At 68.5% G+C, this 17,567-nt stretch carries 14 protein-coding genes; 8 read left to right on the top strand and 6 right to left on the bottom strand.

Annotated elements, in window-relative coordinates:
* The 4 genes from D0Y85_RS14705 to tldD all read left to right on the top strand — a co-directional run bounded on the left by D0Y85_RS14705 (position 1) and on the right by tldD (position 7,498).
* Positions 1 to 609: a Maf family nucleotide pyrophosphatase gene (locus tag D0Y85_RS14705; RefSeq protein ID WP_117310966.1), complete on the top strand. Its 609-nt coding sequence runs from the start codon at positions 1 to 3 to the stop codon at positions 607 to 609.
* Positions 602 to 2,089 carry a ribonuclease G gene (gene rng, locus D0Y85_RS14700; protein ID WP_025879287.1) on the top strand — a complete coding sequence of 496 codons (1,488 nt, stop codon included), beginning with the start codon at positions 602 to 604 and terminating at the stop codon, positions 2,087 to 2,089. The genes D0Y85_RS14705 and rng overlap by 8 nt, the downstream gene beginning before the upstream one ends.
* A 30-nt stretch (positions 2,090 to 2,119) precedes the next feature.
* Positions 2,120 to 5,989, top strand: a complete 3,870-nt coding sequence (locus D0Y85_RS14695; protein ID WP_117310965.1) for a YhdP family protein — start codon at positions 2,120 to 2,122, stop codon at positions 5,987 to 5,989.
* 63 nt (positions 5,990 to 6,052) lie between these two features.
* Complete coding sequence (tldD, locus tag D0Y85_RS14690; RefSeq protein ID WP_025879285.1) at positions 6,053 to 7,498, top strand: metalloprotease TldD; 1,446 nt, start codon at positions 6,053 to 6,055, stop codon at positions 7,496 to 7,498.
* 41 nt (positions 7,499 to 7,539) lie between these two features.
* Here tldD and yjgA read toward each other — a convergent pair whose 3' ends face one another.
* Positions 7,540 to 8,130 carry a ribosome biogenesis factor YjgA gene (gene yjgA, locus D0Y85_RS14685; RefSeq protein ID WP_117310964.1) on the bottom strand — a complete coding sequence of 197 codons (591 nt, stop codon included), beginning with the start codon at positions 8,128 to 8,130 and terminating at the stop codon, positions 7,540 to 7,542.
* A gap of 68 nt (positions 8,131 to 8,198) precedes the next feature.
* Here yjgA and pmbA point away from each other — a divergent pair, with 68 nt between their 5' ends.
* Both pmbA and D0Y85_RS14675 read left to right on the top strand, forming a co-directional pair.
* A complete protein-coding gene (gene pmbA / locus D0Y85_RS14680) occupies positions 8,199 to 9,566 on the top strand; it encodes a metalloprotease PmbA (protein ID WP_117310963.1) in 1,368 nt (455 codons plus the stop codon).
* Positions 9,567 to 9,654: 88 nt separating this feature from the next.
* Positions 9,655 to 10,017: a DUF4870 domain-containing protein gene (locus D0Y85_RS14675; protein ID WP_089236364.1), complete on the top strand. Its 363-nt coding sequence runs from the start codon at positions 9,655 to 9,657 to the stop codon at positions 10,015 to 10,017.
* 123 nt (positions 10,018 to 10,140) lie between these two features.
* Here the strand turns inward: D0Y85_RS14675 and D0Y85_RS14670 are convergent, their stop codons facing one another.
* From D0Y85_RS14670 to D0Y85_RS14650, 5 genes are all read right to left on the bottom strand, one after another.
* Positions 10,141 to 11,019, bottom strand: coding sequence for a farnesyl diphosphate synthase (locus D0Y85_RS14670; RefSeq protein ID WP_117310962.1), 879 nt, complete (start codon positions 11,017 to 11,019; stop codon positions 10,141 to 10,143).
* A complete protein-coding gene (locus tag D0Y85_RS14665) occupies positions 11,009 to 11,269 on the bottom strand; it encodes an exodeoxyribonuclease VII small subunit (protein WP_006381978.1) in 261 nt (86 codons plus the stop codon). The genes D0Y85_RS14670 and D0Y85_RS14665 overlap by 11 nt, the downstream gene beginning before the upstream one ends.
* Positions 11,270 to 11,305: 36 nt before the next feature.
* Positions 11,306 to 12,592, bottom strand: a complete 1,287-nt coding sequence (gene tilS, locus D0Y85_RS14660; protein ID WP_208083022.1) for a tRNA lysidine(34) synthetase TilS — start codon at positions 12,590 to 12,592, stop codon at positions 11,306 to 11,308.
* A 459-nt stretch (positions 12,593 to 13,051) separates the two neighbouring features.
* On the bottom strand, positions 13,052 to 13,597 hold the full coding sequence (locus tag D0Y85_RS14655) for a WG repeat-containing protein (RefSeq protein ID WP_117310960.1): 546 nt from the start codon (positions 13,595 to 13,597) through the stop codon (positions 13,052 to 13,054).
* A complete protein-coding gene (locus D0Y85_RS14650; protein WP_093820692.1) occupies positions 13,594 to 15,300 on the bottom strand; it encodes an alkaline phosphatase in 1,707 nt (568 codons plus the stop codon). Before D0Y85_RS14650 ends, D0Y85_RS14655 begins: the two co-directional genes overlap by 4 nt.
* A 154-nt stretch (positions 15,301 to 15,454) precedes the next feature.
* Here D0Y85_RS14650 and D0Y85_RS14645 point away from each other — a divergent pair, with 154 nt between their 5' ends.
* The gene (locus D0Y85_RS14645) at positions 15,455 to 16,789 is read left to right on the top strand and encodes a dicarboxylate/amino acid:cation symporter (protein ID WP_117310959.1); all 1,335 of its coding nucleotides are present in this window, start codon (positions 15,455 to 15,457) and stop codon (positions 16,787 to 16,789) included.
* Between the two features lie 230 nt (positions 16,790 to 17,019).
* Positions 17,020 to 17,559, top strand: a complete 540-nt coding sequence (locus D0Y85_RS14640) for a hypothetical protein (RefSeq protein WP_117310958.1) — start codon at positions 17,020 to 17,022, stop codon at positions 17,557 to 17,559.
* Positions 17,560 to 17,567 lie beyond the last annotated feature (8 nt).

Raw genomic sequence — 17,567 nt, 5'->3', positions numbered from 1 at the left:
ATGCTCTATCTTGCTTCCCGCTCCCCCCGACGCAACCAGCTGCTGGCCCGACTCGGACACCCTTTCCAGGCGTTGGACCTGGAGGTTGTCGAGCAGCGCGCGGCCTCTGAAAGTGCCCAGGACTATGTCTGCCGGGTCGCCGCCGACAAGGCGCGCGCCGGCCTGGCACGGGTGCTGGCCGATGACCCGCAGGCGCGGGTGCTGGGCTCGGATACCGAAGTGGTGCTCGATGGCGAAGTATTCGGCAAGCCGGTCGACGCGGCCGACGCGCGGGCGATGCTGGCACGGCTGGCCGGGCGCACCCATCAGGTGATGACCGCCGTGGTGGTGGTGGACGCGCGCGGGCTGGACAGCGAACTGGTCGTTTCCGAGGTCACCTTCGCCGCGATCGAGTCCGCCGACATCGCCGCCTACGTCGCCACCGGCGAGCCGCTGGACAAGGCGGGTGCGTATGCCATCCAGGGCGGTGCCGAGCGCTGGATCGAACACCTTTCCGGCAGCTACTCCGGTGTCATGGGGCTGCCGTTGCTGCATACCGATCGTCTGCTGGCCCGCTGCGGCGTGCTGGCCCCAACTGCTGATGCCGCCAGGGAGGCTGCCGATGTCTGAGGAAATCCTGGTCAATGTGACCCCGCGCGAAACCCGGGTCGCGGTGATCGAGAACGGCATGCTGCAGGAGCTGCACATCGAGCGCGGTTGGCGCCGGGGTGTGGTCGGCAACATCTACAAGGGCAAGGTGCAACGGGTCATGCCGGGCATGCAGGCGGCATTCGTCGAAGTGGGCCTGGAGCGCGCCGCGTTCCTGCACGCCAACGACGTGGTGCGGCCGGCGCCCGTGGCCAGCGCCGATACCGAGAACACGACCCTGCCGCCGCCATCCAGCGTGCCGATCGTGGAGCTGCTGCGCGACGGCCAGGACATCGTGGTGCAGGTGGTGAAGGATCCGATCGGGACCAAGGGCGCACGCCTGACCACCCAGATCAGCATTCCCTCGCGCTACATGGTGCTGCTGCCGCAGTCGAAGGTGGTGGGCGTGTCGGCGCGCATCGAGGACGAAGGCGAGCGCGCGCGGCTGAAGGCGCTGGTGACCGAACTGTCGGCCCAGCACGGCGGCTACGGCTACATCGTGCGCACCAATGCCGAGGGCCAGCCGGCCGAGGCCATCGCCGAAGACATCGCCTACCTGTCACGGGTATGGAACGTGGTCGAGCGCCGCGGCCGCGAGGCGGCGTCGTGCAGCAACATCTATGAAGACCTGAGCCTGCCGCTGCGTTCGGTGCGCGACCTGATCCGCAAGGACGTGGACAAGGTCAAGGTGGACTCGAAGGAGACCTTCGCCCAGCTGCAGGCGTTCGTGGCCAAGTACATGCCGGTGCTGGCGGAGAAGATCGAGCTGTACAGCGGCGATCGTCCGATCTTCGACATGTTCGGGGTCGAGGACGAGATCGGCCGTGCGCTGGACAAGCAGGTACCTCTGAAATCCGGTGGCTACCTGGTGATCGACCAGACCGAGGCGATGACCACCATCGACGTCAACACCGGCTCGTTCCTCGGCCAGCGCAACCTGGAAGAGACGGTGTTCCGCACCAACCTGGAAGCTGCGCAGGCGGTGGCCAGGCAGCTGCGCCTGCGCAACCTGGGCGGCATCATCATCATCGACTTCATCGACATGGATGACGCCGAACACCGCCGCCAGGTACTGCGTACCCTGGAGAAGGCGCTGGCCCGCGACCATGCCAAGACCACGGTGTACGACTTCTCGCCGCTGGGCCTGGTGGAGATGACGCGCAAGCGCACGGTGGAAAGCCTGGAGCGCCAGCTGTCGGAAACCTGCCCGCAGTGCAGTGGCCGCGGCACCATCAAGACCACCGAAACGGTGACCTACGAGATCTTCCGCGAGATCACCCGTGCGGTGCGCCAGTTCGATGCCGCGCGCCTGCTGGTGATCGCGTCCAGCAAGGTGGTGGCGCGGATCACCGATGAGGAATCCACGGCCGTGGCCGAGCTGGAAGAGTTCCTCGGCAAGAGCATCCGCTTCCAGGCGGACGAGCAGTACCTGCAGGAGCAGTTCGATGTTGTTCTGCTCTGATCCAGGCCGGCTGTCTGCCTTCGGTGGCCGATGAGCGCGCCGCCGCGCCTGCGACTGCGAAGGATCCGCCGTCATTTCATCGCCGCATGCGCGGTTGGCCTGGTCGGGCTTGCCCTGCTGGTCGGCACCCTCAGCCAGCTGTTGCCGCTGGCTGAGCGCCATCCGGACCGGATCGCGGCCTGGCTGAGCACGCGCGCCGGGCAACCGGTGCGCTTTGAACGCCTGGACACCGCCTGGACCCGACGTGGTCCATTGCTGCAGTTGAAGCGCCTGCGCATCGGCGCGGGCCAGGGCCTGGCCATCGGCGATGCCGAGGTGCTGGTATCGATGTACAGCGGCCTGCTGCCGGGCCGCTCGCTGACCGAACTGCGCCTGCGTGGCCTGGCGCTGGACCTGCAGCAGGCCGCCGATGGCCGCTGGTCGGTGCGCGGCCTGCCGCAGTCCCGCGCTGGCGGCGATCCGCTGGATGCGTTGCGCCGGCTGGGCGAACTGCAGGTGATTGGTGGCCGCCTCGGCGTGCATGCGCCAGCACTGGGTGTCGACGCCACCCTGCCACGTATCGACCTGCGCCTGCGCGTGGATGGCGACCGCCTGCGGGTGGGCGTGCGTGCCTGGGCACAGACCGACGCCTTGCCGCTGACGGCGGTGCTGGACCTGGATCGCCAGCGCGGCAACGGCCAGGCCTGGGTAGGCGCCGATCCGATCGATTTCCGTGCCTGGGCGCCGTTGCTGGCGGCCGGCGGCATGCGCCTGCGCGAGGGCAAGGGCGAGCTCAACCTGTGGCTGACCCTGCGTGATTTCGCCCCGGTGGCGCTGACCACCGATTCGGACCTGCGCGACCTGCGTGTCGAAGGCGCGCCGATGCCTGGCGTGGCGCGCCCGCAGATTCAACTGCAACGGCTGCAGGCGCGCCTGCGTTGGCAGCGGACGGCAGAAGGCTGGGCGCTGCAGGTGCCGCGCCTGCGCCTGCAGGCCGATGGCAGCCAGCAGCAGCTGGACGGGCTGCAACTGCGGGTGGGCAAGCAGATGCAGGTGCAGGCCGCAGCAGCGCAGGCGGGCACCGCGTTGCGCGCGCTGGCGCTCAGCGACCGCCTGGACGCGGGCCTGCGGCATTGGCTGTACCTGGCCAAGCCGCAGCTGGACGTGGCGCAGCTGCAGTTGCGCGGCCAGCAGGATGGCCCGTTGTGGGTGCAGGGCGAACTGCAGTCGCTGGGCTTTGCCAGTGTTGGCAACTCGCCGGGCCTGCGCGGCCTGGGCGGCCGCTTCGAGGGCGATGCCAACGGCTTCAGCCTGCAGCTGCAACCCCAGCGCCAGCTGCAGTTCGATTGGCCAACCGGTTTCGGCGTGCGTCACGACCTGCACCTGGCCGGGCAGATCGTCGGTTGGCGCGACGAGGCCGGTGGCTGGCGCATCGGCACCCCGGCGATGCGTGTGGAAGGCACCGACTACGCTGCCGACGTGCGCGGTGGTCTCTGGTTCCAGGGCGATGGCACCCGGCCGTGGATGCAGCTGGCGGCCAAGCTGGACGACGTACCGATGACCGCGGCCAAGCGTTTCTGGATTCATTCCAGGATGAGCAAGGGCGCCACCGACTGGCTGGACATGGCCTTGGCCGGCGGCCAGGTGCGCAACGGCATCGGCCTGGTCAGTGGTGACCTGGACGACTGGCCGTTCGACAACAACGATGGCCGCTTCGAAGCCACTGGGCACATCAGCAACGGTGACATCCGCTTCCAGCACGATTGGCCGTTGATGGGCCAGGTGGACGCCGATGTCGCCTTCATTGGGCCCGGTTTCCACATGCAGGGCCGCGGCGATCTGGCCGGCGTGGCGGTACAGACGTTCGAAGCCGGCATCCAGGATTTCGGCCAGCAGCCACTGTACGTGCGCGCCGACAGCCAGGGCGATGCCGGCAAGTTGCTGGCGATGCTGCGGCAGAGCCCGCTGCACAAGGACTACGGCGACACCCTGGACAACCTCGCGGCAAGCGGGCCGGCCAACGTGCATTTCGACCTGTTGCAGCCCCTGCGTCATGACCAGGGCGGTGGCCACCTGCAGGGCACGGTGGACCTGGCCGGGCTGAAGCTGGTCGACAAGCGCTTCCAGCTGGAATTCGACAACATGCGTGGGCAGGCCCGCTACAGCAACGCCGGCTTCGCCGCCGAGGAACTGGCCGTGCGCCACCTCGGCCAGGACGGCCGGCTGAGCCTGCGCGCCGGTGGTTTCGTGCGTGACCCCAAGCTGGCCTTCGAATCGGAACTGGCCGCCACGCTCGATGCGGGCGTGCTGATCGACCGCGCACCGGAAATGGCCTGGCTGAAGCCCTACATCAACGGCACCTCGCCGTGGACCATCGCGGTGAACCTGCCGAAGGTCGCGCCGGGTACACCAGCGCCGCCCAGCGAGCTGCGCCTGCGCTCGGATCTGCTGGGCACCCGCCTGGACCTGCCGGCGCCGCTGCAGAAGCCGGCCAACGAACCGCTGCCGACCACCGTGGCCGCACAGCTGCCGATGGGCGCCGGCCGCATCGACGTGGCGTTCGGCCAGCGCCTGGCGCTGGCCGCGCGCAGCCACAACAACCAGACCGGCGTGCAGGTCACCCTGGGCAGCGACCACGTTGACCGCGAACCACCGCCCAGCGGGCTGACCATCAATGGCCGCAGCCCGACCCTGGATGCGCTGGAATGGATCGGCCTGGCCCGTGGCGCCGGTGGCGATGGCGACCCGATGCCGCTGCGCGCGGTGGACGTGCAGGTCGGCCAGCTGATGCTGATCGGCGGCGTGTTCGAGCAGACCCGCCTGCAGCTGCACCCCGGCCCGCAGGCGCTGGACGTGCGCCTGGATGGCCCCTCGCTGGCCGGCAGGTTGAATGTACCCAACGCCGATGGCGGCACCATCAGCGGCCAGCTCGAGCGCGTGTACTGGCAATCGCTGCCGACCCTTCCCGGAGCCACGGCGGCACCGGCGCGGGTGCAGGCCGGTGCCGACGACATGGACCCGGCCAAGCTGCCGCCGTTCGCACTGGACATCGCCGACCTGAAGTTCGGCAAGGTCGTGCTGGGCCAGGCCGTGCTGCGTACGCGGCCGATCGCCAATGGCCTGAGCGTGGAACAACTGCAGTTCCGCGCCCCCAGCCAGGAGATCGACATCCGTGGCCGTTGGCTCGGCAAGGGTGGCGGTTCGCGAACCGCGCTTGATGCGCAGGTGCGCAGTGAAGACCTGGGCGGGTTGTTGCAGAACCTCGACTACGGCGGCCAGCTGCGCGGCGGCTCCGGCCACGCCCAGCTGCAGGCCTCGTGGCCCGGCGGTCCGTCGGACTTCCAGCTTGGCAACCTGCAGGGCCAGCTCGATGTGAATGCCCGCAATGGCCAGCTTTTGGAGCTGGAGCCGGGGGCCGGCCGCGTGCTGGGCCTGCTCAGCGTCACCCAGCTGCCGCGGCGGCTGATGTTCGACTTCCGCGACTTCTTCTCCAAGGGCTTCGCGTTCAACCAGGTCGAGGGCAGCGTGCAGTTCGGCGAGGGCATGGCCCGTACCGACAAGGTGTTGATCGAAGGGCCGGCAGCAAACATCACCATCCATGGCCAGGCCGACCTGCGGAAACAGCAGTTCGACCAGACCATCGACGTCAACCCGCGCGCCGGCAACCTGCTGACCGTGGTCGGCGCGGTGGCCGGCGGCCCGGTGGGCGCAGCGCTGGGTGCAGCCACCAATGCGGTATTGTCCAAGCCATTGGGCGAGATCGGTGCCCGCACCTACAAGGTGACCGGCCCCTGGAAGGAGCCCAAGGTGGAGGTGATCGAGCGCAGCCGCGAACGTGCGCCAGTACCCGCACCGCCGCCGCGCCTGCCGCCGTTGCCGGCCGTGCCGCCGACCGTCACCGAACCACCGCCACCGCGCTGAGCGCGGCCCCCGTTTCCCCAGGGCGGCCTTGCCTGACCGCCTTCACACCCCCAGATCGAGACCATGACTGACAACGCCCTGACGCTTGCCCAAGATCGCCTGTTGCGCCCCGGTGGCCTGGATACCGCTGGCCTGGAGCGCACCTTCGGCCAACTGCTCGGCCCCGGTGTCGACTTCGGCGACCTGTACTTCCAGCACGCCCGGCGCGAAAGCTGGAGCGTGGAAGATGGCATCGTCAAGGACGGCGCCCATTCCATCGAGCAGGGCGTGGGCGTGCGCGCGATTGCCGGCGAGAAGACCGGCTTTGCCTATTCCGATGACATCCATGCCGGTGCATTGCTGACCGCAGCGCAGTCGGCACGTGCGATCTCGCGCGAAGGCGGCGCACAGACCGGACGCTCGCTGCTGCGCGGCGATGCGCGCGTGCTGTATCCGGCGCTGGATCCGATCGACGGCATCGGCAACGAAGCCAAGGTCGAGGTGCTCAAGCGCCTGGACGGCTACCTGCGCGCGGCCGATCCGCGCGTGAAGCAGGTGATGGTCAGCCTGTCCGGTGGCGTCGACACCGTGCTGGTTGCCCGCACCGATGGTGTGCTGGGCGCCGACGTGCGCCCGCTGGTGCGGTTGAACGTGCAGGTGATCGTCGAGCAGAACGGCCGCCGTGAGTCGGGTTATGCCGGCGGCGGCGGTCGCTATGGCTATGAAGCGTTGTTTGCCGACGGCCGCCCGGAAGCCTTCGCGCGCGAGGCGCTGCGGCAGGCCCTGGTGAACCTGGAAGCGGTGCCGGCGCCGGCCGGGGTGATGCCGGTGGTGCTGGGCCCGGGCTGGCCGGGCGTGCTGCTGCACGAGGCGGTCGGCCATGGCCTGGAAGGTGACTTCAACCGCAAGGGCACCAGCGTCTACGCCGGCAGGATCGGCGAGCGCGTGGCCGCCCCGGGCGTGACCATCGTCGACGACGGTACCCTGGACGGACGCCGTGGTTCACTCAACATCGATGACGAAGGCCACCCGACCCAGTGCACCACGCTGATCGAGGACGGCATCCTGGTCGGCTACATGCAGGACAGCCTCAACGCGCGGCTGATGGGCGTTGCGCCGACCGGCAACGGCCGTCGCGAATCGTTCGCGCACATGACCATGCCGCGCATGACCAACACCTACATGCGCGCCGGCCAGCATGACCCGCAGGAAATGATCCGTTCGGTGAAGAAGGGCCTGTACGCGGTCAATTTCGGCGGCGGCCAGGTCGACATCACCAGCGGCAAGTACGTGTTCTCGGCCACCGAGGCCTACCTGATCGAGGACGGCCGGATCACCGCGCCGGTGAAGGGCGCGACCCTGATCGGCAATGGCCCGGAAACCATGCAGAAGGTGCGCATGGTCGGCAACGACCTGGCCCTGGACGAGGGCGTGGGCATCTGTGGCAAGGACGGGCAGAGTGTGCCGGTCGGTGTCGGCCAGCCGTCGCTGCTGATCGAGGGCATCACCGTCGGCGGTACCCAGGCCTGAGCACGGCGATGGCCACAGCCACCGCCATGCCCGACGGGGACTCAGTCCTCTTCGGCGTCGTCGACCGGTTCGTCTGCCTCGGCGTCCTCACCGGATACCTTCAGGCCCAGCGCGGCCGGCAGCATCAGCGTGCGCAGCACCTGGAAGATCTCGCGGTAGGCGCGTGGCGGCTTGTTCTTGGCCTTTTCGGCCTGGGCGTTGCGCACCAGCGTGCGCAGCTGCTGGCGGTCGGCCTGCGGATGGTCATCCAGCAGCGCGGCCAGCGCCTTGTCGCCTTCATTCATGAGGCGTTCGCGCCAGTCTTCGACACGGTGCATCATCGCCACTTCGCGGCGCCCGGTTTCGCTGTTGGCATCCAGCGCATCGCGTATCGCGTCCAGCGTGGCATCGTCCTCGCGGCGCATGTGCTTGGCCAGGAACGCCAGCTGCCGCTTGTGCGCGATATGGGCGGTGATGCGCTTGCACTCGGCGATGTGCGGCAGCAGGTCCTCCGGGATCGGCAGGCGCGCCAGCTGGGCCGGGGTCAGCGACACCAGCTTCTCGCCGAGGGCCAGGACATCGAGCGCATCGCGCCGGTTCTGGCTGCGGCTCTTGTCGTGGAATTCACCGGTTTCTTCGTCGCGTCCGCGCATCGTCCATACCTGATTTCAAAAAAAGTCGCCCGGCGTGATGCCGGGCCCAACCCGCACAGGATAAAGCATTGAACGTGATCGCCCCTGAAGTCGCCGTCGGCGACGACAGCCCGGCCCGGCTGGAACGGCTGGCCGACATCTCCCAGCAGCTGCTGCAGCGTGCCCGCGCCCTGGGTGCCAGCCAGGCCGAGGTCAGCTGCAGCGAAGACCGTGGGCTTGAGGTCAATGTCCGTCTCGGCGAGGTCGAGACCGTGCAGTCCACCCGTGACCGCGGCATTGCCGTGACCGTCTACTTCGGCCAGCGCAAGGGCAGTGCCAGCACCGCCGACCTGCATGAGGCCAGCCTGCTGGCCACCGTCGAGCAGGCCTGCGCGATCGCCCGCCATACCGAGGACGATCCGGCCGCCGGCCTGGCCGAGGCCGACCTGATGGCCCGCGACTTCCCCGAACTGGATGGCTGGCACCCCTGGGAGCTGCAGGCCGACGACGCGGTGGACCTGGCGCTGGCCTGCGAGGCCGCGGGCCGCCAAGCCGATGCGCAGATCCGCAATTCCGATGGTGCCTCGGTGTCGAGCATGCAGAGCGTGTCGGTCTACGCCAATTCGCATGGGTTCATCGGCCGCGAGCGCGGAACCCATCATTCGATCGGCTGTGCGCTGATCGCCGGCACCGGCGATGGCATGCAGCGCGACGGCTGGTACACCGGCGCGCTGGCCCGCGAGGACCTGGAAGATCCGGCCAGCGTCGGTCGCCGCGCCGCAGAGCGCACGATCGCCCGCCTGCAGCCGCGTTCGCTGCCGACCGGCAGCATGCCGGTGCTGTACGCGCCGGAAGTGGCGCGCAGCCTGGTGGGCCACCTGCTGTCGGCGGTCTCCGGCGGCGCACTGTACCGCCAGGCGAGCTTCCTGCTGGACAGCGTCGACCAGCAGCTGTTCCCCGACTGGATGCAGATCGAGGAGCTGCCGCACCTGCGCCGTGGCCTGCGCTCGGCCGCCTTCGACGGCGACGGCGTGGCCACGCGTGCCTCGGCCCTGGTGCGTGACGGCGTGCTGCAGCGTTACGTGCTGGGCAGCTATTCGGCGCGCAAGCTGGGCCTGCAGACCACCGGCAATGCCGGCGGCGTGCACAACCTGCAGCTGGCGGCCAATGCCGGTTCGCTGCAGGACATCGCCGCGCAGATGGGCAGCGGCCTGCTGGTGACCGAACTGATGGGGCAGGGGGTGAACGGGGTGACCGGCGACTACTCGCGCGGCGCCGGCGGCTTCCGCGTGGAGAATGGCCAGATCCAGTATCCGGTGGACGGCATCACCATCGCCGGCAACCTGCGGGACATGTTCATGGCCATCGAGGCGGTCGGCAGCGACGTCGATCCGCGTTCGCATATCCGCACCGGCTCGATCCTGGTGGGACGGATGACGATCGCCGGCAATGATTGATGCCATTGATGGCGTAAGCTAGGCCCGCCTGACGCGACCGGCTTGCCGCCGGTCGGTCAAGACCACCCAATAAAAAAGGAGTTTTGTCGTGAGCGAATTCGAGAACGTCCCGGCGGCGACCAGCGTACCGGCCGACCAGCGCACCATGGCCCTGGCAGCGCACCTGCTGGGCATCTTCACCGGTTTCATCGGCGCCCTGGTCATCTGGCTGATCAACAAGGATGACGCCAGCAAGGCCTTCGTCACCGACCAGTCGAAGGAGGCGCTGAACTTCCAGATCACCGTCGCCATCGCGATGTTCGCCTGCATCATCCTGACCTTCGTGGTCATCGGTGCGTTCCTGGCGCCGATCGTCGGCCTGCTCAGCCTGGTCTTCAGCATCATCGCTGCGGTGAAGGCGAACAACGGTGAAGCCTACCGTTACCCGTTCGCGCTGCGCCTGATCAAGTAAGCGGCAACGATCAACGACGCAGAAAGAAACGCCCGGCAATGCCGGGCGTTTCCGTGTATGGCGCACAGGGCAGCGCCGGGCCATGCACGGCGGACGCTCAGCGTGGCAGATCCCTGCCTGCAGTCAGTGATCGCGTTCCACGGCCAGCGTGGCCAGCGCGCGCAGCGCATCGGCTTCTTCGTGATAGCCCGCCAGCGCCTGTTGCATGCGCGCGGACAGTTCGCGCAGCTGCGCCTTGGCACCGTCCATGCCGAGCAGGGCAGGGAAGGTGCTCTTGTCCTGGGCCTGGTCCTTGCCGGCGGTCTTGCCCAGCTGTTCGGAACTGGCTTCGACATCGAGGATGTCATCGCGGACCTGGAAGGCCAGGCCGAGCGCTTCGGCGAAACCATCGAGCTGGGCCAGCACGGGTTCGGGCGCATCACCGCACAACGCGCCCATGCGCACCGCAGCGCGGATCAGCGCACCGGTCTTCAGCGCATGCATGCGGGTGAGGGCTGCCAGCGACTGCTGCTGGCCGGTGGCATCGATGTCCAGCGCCTGGCCGCCGCACATGCCGGCCGCGCCGGAGGCATGGGCCAGGGTCTGCAGGCACGCCACGCGCAATGCCGCCGGCAGCGGTGCATCGGCCAGCAGGCCGAACGCTCGGGTCTGCAGCGCGTCGCCGGCGAGGATCGCGGTGGCTTCGTCGAAGGCGATGTGGGTGGTGGGCTTGCCACGGCGCAGGGCATCGTCGTCCATCGCCGGCAGGTCGTCGTGCACCAGCGAGTAGGCGTGGATCAGCTCCACCGCCATCGCTGCGGCATCAAGCTTGTCCAGCTGGGCGCCGAACACCTGGCCGGCGGCATAGACCAGCAAGGGGCGCATGCGCTTGCCGCCACCGAGCACGGAATGGCGCATCGCCTGGTGCAGGCGTTGCGGGGCTTCGGCCGGTGAGGGCAGGGCGGCGTCGAGCTGGCTTTCGATACGGTCGCGCCAGCGCGCGAACAACGCCTCAGCCGTCATGGCTGGGCGGATCGAAGGGTTCGGCGGTTTCGGGCTGGGCCGGATCGCTGAGCAGGCGCACGCGCAGTTCGGCCTGCTCCAGCGCCTGCTGGCACTGGCGGTACAGACCAACACCACGTTCGTAAGCACTGAGCGAGGCTTCCAGGCTCAGCTCGCCGGTTTCCATCTGCTCCACCAGCTGTTCCAGCGATTCGAGCGACTGCTCGAACTGGGCGACCGGGGAGGCGTTTTCGGGGGACTTCTTGGCCATGCGGCAAGTGTGGACGGCGCGCGCGCAAGGGTCAATTCACCAGCCGCCCGGATGCCACTGCAACTGCGCATTGCGTGCCTGCAGCCAGGCCTGCAGCGATGCGGCAATGACTACATCGGCGGCCGCCAGCAGCTGCCCCTGGTCGAACAGCAGGGGCAGCTGTGCACGTCGCCAGGGCGCCAGGTGCTCGCGCTGCAGGCAATCCTTCAACGCGGATGAATGCGTACGGCCGGGGAGCACGATGCGCTCGCCGCCCTGGCGGGCACGCAGGTCCAGCGGGTGTTCGAAGCCGTCCGTGCCGAGCAGGCGCAGCTGGCCGCCGTCGGGCAGCTGCAGCGGCGCGCGGCCGTCCCATGCCGCCTGCCAGTCCTTCGGCAGGACCGGCAGCGCTGCCGGCAGCAGGTAGGCGTGCTGGCGCCACTGGCGGATCGCGTGCTGCTGCCAACGCACCTGCGACTGCCGATCGGCGCCTGCGGCCATCAATTCGTTCTGCACTTGCCGCAGCACATGCGCCGGCAACGGGGCTGCGCCATGGCGGCGCACCCACGCACGCAGCACGCGCGCAGCACGCTCCGGTGCGACCTGGCGCAACAGCTCCAGCGACAGCACCCGGGGTGCCACTTCCAGGTGAGCGAGCAGTTCGGCGTCTTCTTCATCGAGCAATGCACGGGTCTGCGCGCAATGCGCGGCGCTGCCGGCCAATGCGGCGGCGGCATGCGGCCAGCGCTGGCGCAGCAGTGGCAGCACCCGCAGGCGCAGGAAATTGCGGTCGGCGTGGTCTTCGCCGTTGCTGGGGTCTTCGATCCACTGCAGGCCGTGTGTCGTCGCGTAAGCCTGTAGCGCGCTGCGCGGCACATCGAGCAGTGGCCGCCACAGCCGATGGCCATCGAGGCGGCTGTCAGCGGTCATCGCCGCCAGCCCATCGATGCCCGAACCGCGCAACGCACGCAGCAGGAAGGTCTCGGCCTGGTCGTCCTGGTGCTGGGCCAGCGCCAGGGTTTCCCCGGCCTGCAGCTCGGCGCTGAATGCAGCGCGACGTGCCAGCCGGGCGGCCCCTTCGATGCCATGGCCGTCATCACGGCTGACCTGCACGTGGTGCACGGCCAGTTCGATGCCCAGCACCGCGCATTGCTGCTGGCAGTGCCGCACCCAGTCATCAGCCGCCGGTTGCAGGCCATGGTGTACGTGCGTCGCACGCAGCGGCGTGCCGGCCGCCTGTGCCGATCGCCACAGCCAGTGCAGCAGCACGGTGGAATCCAGGCCGCCGCTGTAGCCGACCAGCAGCGGTGCATCAAGCGGAACGAGGGCGGGGAAGGCAGTCACGGCGGCAAGTATAGGGTGGGTGGGTGAGTCGGCAGGGCTGCGCCCTGCACCCGCCGATGCAAGGGCAACAGCCAAGGCAACAGCGGGCATCCCGTGGGATGGCGGTGCACTGTGGGTTTGCGGGGACGCCGTGAATCCGTCCATGGAGGCTTGGTCGCCGCATCCATGCGGCTCACACCCCGCAAACCCACAGTGCACCGCCTCCGACAGTTGGCCGGTGGCCAGTAGATCCACGCCATGCGTGGATGAAATCTGTCAGATATCGAATGAAATTCTGGGCCATTCCCGTGTCGACCAAGGTCGACACCCACCAAGGGAAGGCCACCCCGTTCCGACAGAGCGCAGGAAACTGTCGAAGGCCGGGCCCACCCCGCCATCCCACGGAATGCCTGCTGTTGCTTTGGCCGTTGCCGTTGCCTGGCGTCGGCGGGTGCAGGGCGCAGCCCTGCCGAAAAACCCTTACTTCACTCGACGACCGGAACGATCGATGCGGAACCACTCGCCGCCTTCCATCGGCGTATGCCCGTCGCCATCGGGCGTGCCGCGGCGGCAGCCGTTGCAGACCTCGGCCACGCCATCCTGGAACGGCCAGGCAAAATCGAAGGTGGCCGCAATCACCTGCTCGAAGGCAGCGTTGAAATAACCCACGCGATCGCCGACGCGGCCGCGGAACAGGCCTTCCTGCAGGGGGTCTGCGCCGTTGTCCCAGGCGATCACCGCCTGGCTGCGGCCGCGACGGTCGACGTAGTGGAAGCCATCGGCGGTCTGTACCAGCGCCAGGCCATCGCCGTCGTAGGGGAGATCCTGCAGGGTCTCCGCGCTGATCTGCGGCTTGTCATCGACGACCTCGCAGCCGGGCAGCATCCACAACCCGTGCTCTTCGGTCATGACCTTGCAGGCTGGGCCCTGCGCCGGCGCCCAGGGGCTGGCCAGCACGCCCAGCAGGGCCAGCCAGCGCGCACGGCGGAGGCTGCCCAGAGCAGAGCGTGCCGGCCGCGCCATCACTTGGCCTCGGCCTTGCGTTCGAAGGTGGCCGGTGCCGGCAGTTCCACCGGTACGCCCTTGTCGTCGCAGGTGCCGGCCTGGCACAGGCGATCGCGCAGGGCCGGGGTGGCCTGCACGATCATGTGGTAGATCGCGTTCTGCTCCAAGGTGCCGCGGATCGCCTTGCTGCCCGGGCCGCGTGCCCAGATGCCGACGTCCTCGCCACCATGCGACTCGGACTTCATCGGTACCAGCGCTTCCTGCATGTAATCCGGATGCTCGGTATCGACGTCGTGCAGGTTCGGGCGGCCGTTGGCCGGCTCGAAGCTGCTGGGGTTGTGCGGGTAACGCTTCGGACCGGCCGGCTGCTGGTTGCTGGTGCCGGTATGGCCGGGGCCGTTGGCGTAGCTCAGGGTGGTGTACGGCTGGCCGTTGCCATCCAGCGCGTAGTCGAGCTTGCCGGCGCCGTCTTCGCCACCCTTGTCCTTCACCTTGCCCAGGATCGGATTGCCGCGGGCCGGGTAGCCGACGAAGTTCAGGGTGTGCGAATGGTCGGCGGTGACGATGATCAGGGTGTCATCGGCCGAGGTCAGCTCGTTGGCCACGCGCACGGCATCGGACAGAGCCACGGTTTCGGTCAGCGCACGGTAGGCGTTGCCGCTGTGGTTGGCGTGGTCGATGCGCGCGCCTTCGATCATCAGCACGTAGCCTTCCTGATGGCGCGACAGGTTCTTGATCGCCGCAGCGGTCAGCTCGGCCAGGCTCGGCTCACCGGCCGGGTCCTGCGGGCGTTCGTATTCGTAGCGCATGTGGTCGGGCTCGAACAGGCCGAGGATCGCCGGAGCGTTGGCGGCGGCCTGCAGCTGCTTGCTGTTCCAGACGTAGGCGCCCTGCGGGTGCGCCTGCTGCCATTCCTGCACCAGGCTGCGGCCGTCCAGGCGCTGGCCGACTTTGTCGTCGTACTCGGGGTCGCGCTCTTCCACGGTGGTGAACTCACCGCGACCACCGCCCAGGGCGACCAGCGGGCCGCGGCCGTAACGCGAGGTCGACAGCAGCTGCTGGGCGATGTCCTTGCAGCCGGCGGCCTTGGCCGCCTCGGTCAGGTCGGTGTCGTTCTCCCAGTTGCGCTCGGGCGAATGCGCATAGGTTGCGGCCGGCGTGGCGTGGGTCAGGCGCGCGGTGGAGACCACGCCCGTGGCCAGGCCGGCGCTGTCGGCCAGCTGCAGCCAGGTCAGCAGGCCCTTGGACAGGCTGTCGGCGCAGTCGGTGCGGCTGCCGGCACTGACGCCGATCGCACCCATGTGGGTCTTCACGCCGGTGGTGATGGCGGTCATGGTGCCGGCCGAATCCGGGGTCTGCGAATCGGTGTTGTAGGTCTTGCTGAACGCGGTGGCGGGGAAACGCTCCCACGACAGCAGGTTTTCTTCACCCGAGCCACCCTTCTGCTGGCCTTCGTAGATGCGCGAGGCGGCCACGGTGGTCAGGCTCATGCCGTCACCCAGGAACAGGATGACGTTCTTGGCCTTGCCAGCCATCGCGCCGTTCGCCGCTGCCTGCGCAGCGCCGCTGCGGTACCACCACTGCGGGGTTTCACCGGCCGGGTGGGCGACGGGGGCAACGGTGACCTTCAGGCCGGCCGGGGCGGACGCGGGAGCGGTGCTGGCGCAGGCGCCGAGCAGCAGGGTCGTGGCGCAGGCGGCCAACAGGGAGACGGAACGACGCATGGACGCTGGGATCTCACAAAGTGTAACGGGACGTTCATTATGCCCGGCCTCGCAAGGCACGCCGATGACACACTGATTTGCCACGCGGGCGGTCGTTCTGCGGGCCGCCTTGGGCTATCGTGCCAGCATCCCTTCCTACCCCCTTGGATTGCCTATGAAGCTGGTCTCTGCCTGGCTGCGGATTCCATTCTGGCAGCGCGTGGTCGGTGGCTTCGTGCTCGGTGCGCTGGCCGGCTGGGCGCTTGGCCCAGCTGCTGAAACCTGGTTCGGCCCGCTCGGCGAACTGTACGTCACGCTGATCAAGATGATCGCGGTGCCACTGGTGTTCTTCGCGGTCATCAACGCGATCTCTTCGCTGCACGGCCAGAAATCGGTCGCCGCGCTCAGCGGGCGCACCTTCCTGTGGTTCGTGATCACTGCCGCGCTGGCGGTATGCGTGGGCCTGGGCGTGGGTACCGTGCTGCAGCCTGGCGCTGGTGGCCTGCAGCTGTCGATGGCCAGCAACTATGTGCCGCGCGAAGTGCCCAGCGTGGTGCAGGTGCTGCTGGATGTGGTGCCGTCCAACGTGTTCTACGCGCTGTCGGGTATCGGCACCAAGGTCAACGCCGCCGGCGAGACCGTGCTGGCGGCGGGCCGTGGTTCGATCCTGCCGGTGATCTTCTTCGCTGGCCTGGTCGGCTTTGCCATCGTCAAGCTGGGCGAGAAGGTGACCGAGGCGCGCAAGCTGGTCGGGCAGATGAGCGACATCATGATCCAGGTGACCCGCTTCGTGCTGGAAGTCACCCCGATCGGCACCTTCGGCCTGATTGCCGGCCTGGTCGGCAGCTACGGCTTCGAGAAGCTGCTGCCGCTGGGCCACTTCGTGCTGGCGCTGTACGTGGCCTGCGCGCTGCACATCGTGGTGGTGTACAGCGCGCTGCTGCTGGCGCATGGCCTGAACCCGCTGAAGTTCTTCCGTGGCGCGGCGCCGGGCATGCAGGTGGCCTTCGTCAGTTCCTCCAGCTTCGCGGCGATGCCGGTCGCGCTGCGCTCGATCACCCACAACCTGGGCGTGAACAAGGACTACGGTTCGTTCGCGGTGCCGCTGGGCGCGAGCATCAAGATGGACGGCTGCGGTGCGATCTATCCGGCGCTGTGCGCGGTGTTCATCGCCCAGTACAGCGGTGTGCCGCTGACGCCGGAGCAGTACGTGGTGGTGCTGATCGCTTCGGTGCTGGGCAGCTTCGGCACCGCCGGCGTGCCGGGCACGGCGGTGATCATGGCAACGGTGGTGCTGAGTGCGGCCAACCTGCCGCTGGAAACCATCGGTTACCTGTATGCGATCGACCGCATCCTGGACATGATGCGCACGATGACCAACGTGACCGGACAGATGCTGGTGCCGGTGCTGGTGGCCAAGGAAACCGGCCTGCTCGACCAGTCGGTGTACGACAACCCGTCCACCAATGTCGGCATCGATGATCCCGACCCGAGTCCGCCGCGCGCCTGAAGCGGCACTGCAACGGGCTGTATCAGCACCTGTAACACGGCTGATACAGCCCCGATGGCGGCTTGCGCAGTGGTGTTTCCTGCGCGTTAAGGCGAACGGAATCCGAACGAAGTTGTAACACCTTGGCGCCAGGCAGTCCTGGCGCGGCCCGCCATTTCCTGCTGCGACGGGCCTTTCGACGTTGGCACGAAAGCTGCTCTCTCCCTGCGCATAGGCAACGGGAGAGCGGCATGGACGGCAGCACCACCCTTTTCACTGTTTCTGGCCGGCGGCTTGCGCTGCTGCTGGTGCTGGCCGTTCCGCTGGCGGCTGCGGCCTCTGGTGCCCGTCAAGGGGTGAAGGCGCAGCCGGGTGAGATCGTCCTGCTGCGCGACGTGTCTACGCGCCCGGCCTACCGCATGGCGCCGCCCGGCGTGGCGTTGATCGCCGATCCGAAACCGCAGCATGAGATCGCCGCCGCACTCGGCAGCAGCGGCGCTGCCAGCGGCATGGATGAACTCAGCGATGACGACTACGCCGGCCTCGGCGCTGGCCAGACCGGCAGCGTGCACGCGCACGGCGTCACCACTGTCGAGCGGGTGACGCAGCAGGCCCTGGGCGGAACCCTTGGACGCTCGGGCGAGGGGATGATGAGCGGCAGCAGCCTCAGCGGTGCGATGAGCGGCCCGCTGGGGGCGGTCGGCAATACCACGCGCGGCATCGGCGATACCGTGCGTGGCGCACTGTCGCAGTTCCCGCTGGGCGCTCCGGTGCAGGCGGGTGGCAAGTGAAGCGCGCA

This window comes from Stenotrophomonas sp. G4 (assembly GCF_003428825.1).
In the GTDB taxonomy this organism is placed as follows: Bacteria; Pseudomonadota; Gammaproteobacteria; order Xanthomonadales; family Xanthomonadaceae; genus Stenotrophomonas; species Stenotrophomonas indicatrix.
This window is presented reverse-complemented; position numbering and strand designations above follow the sequence as displayed.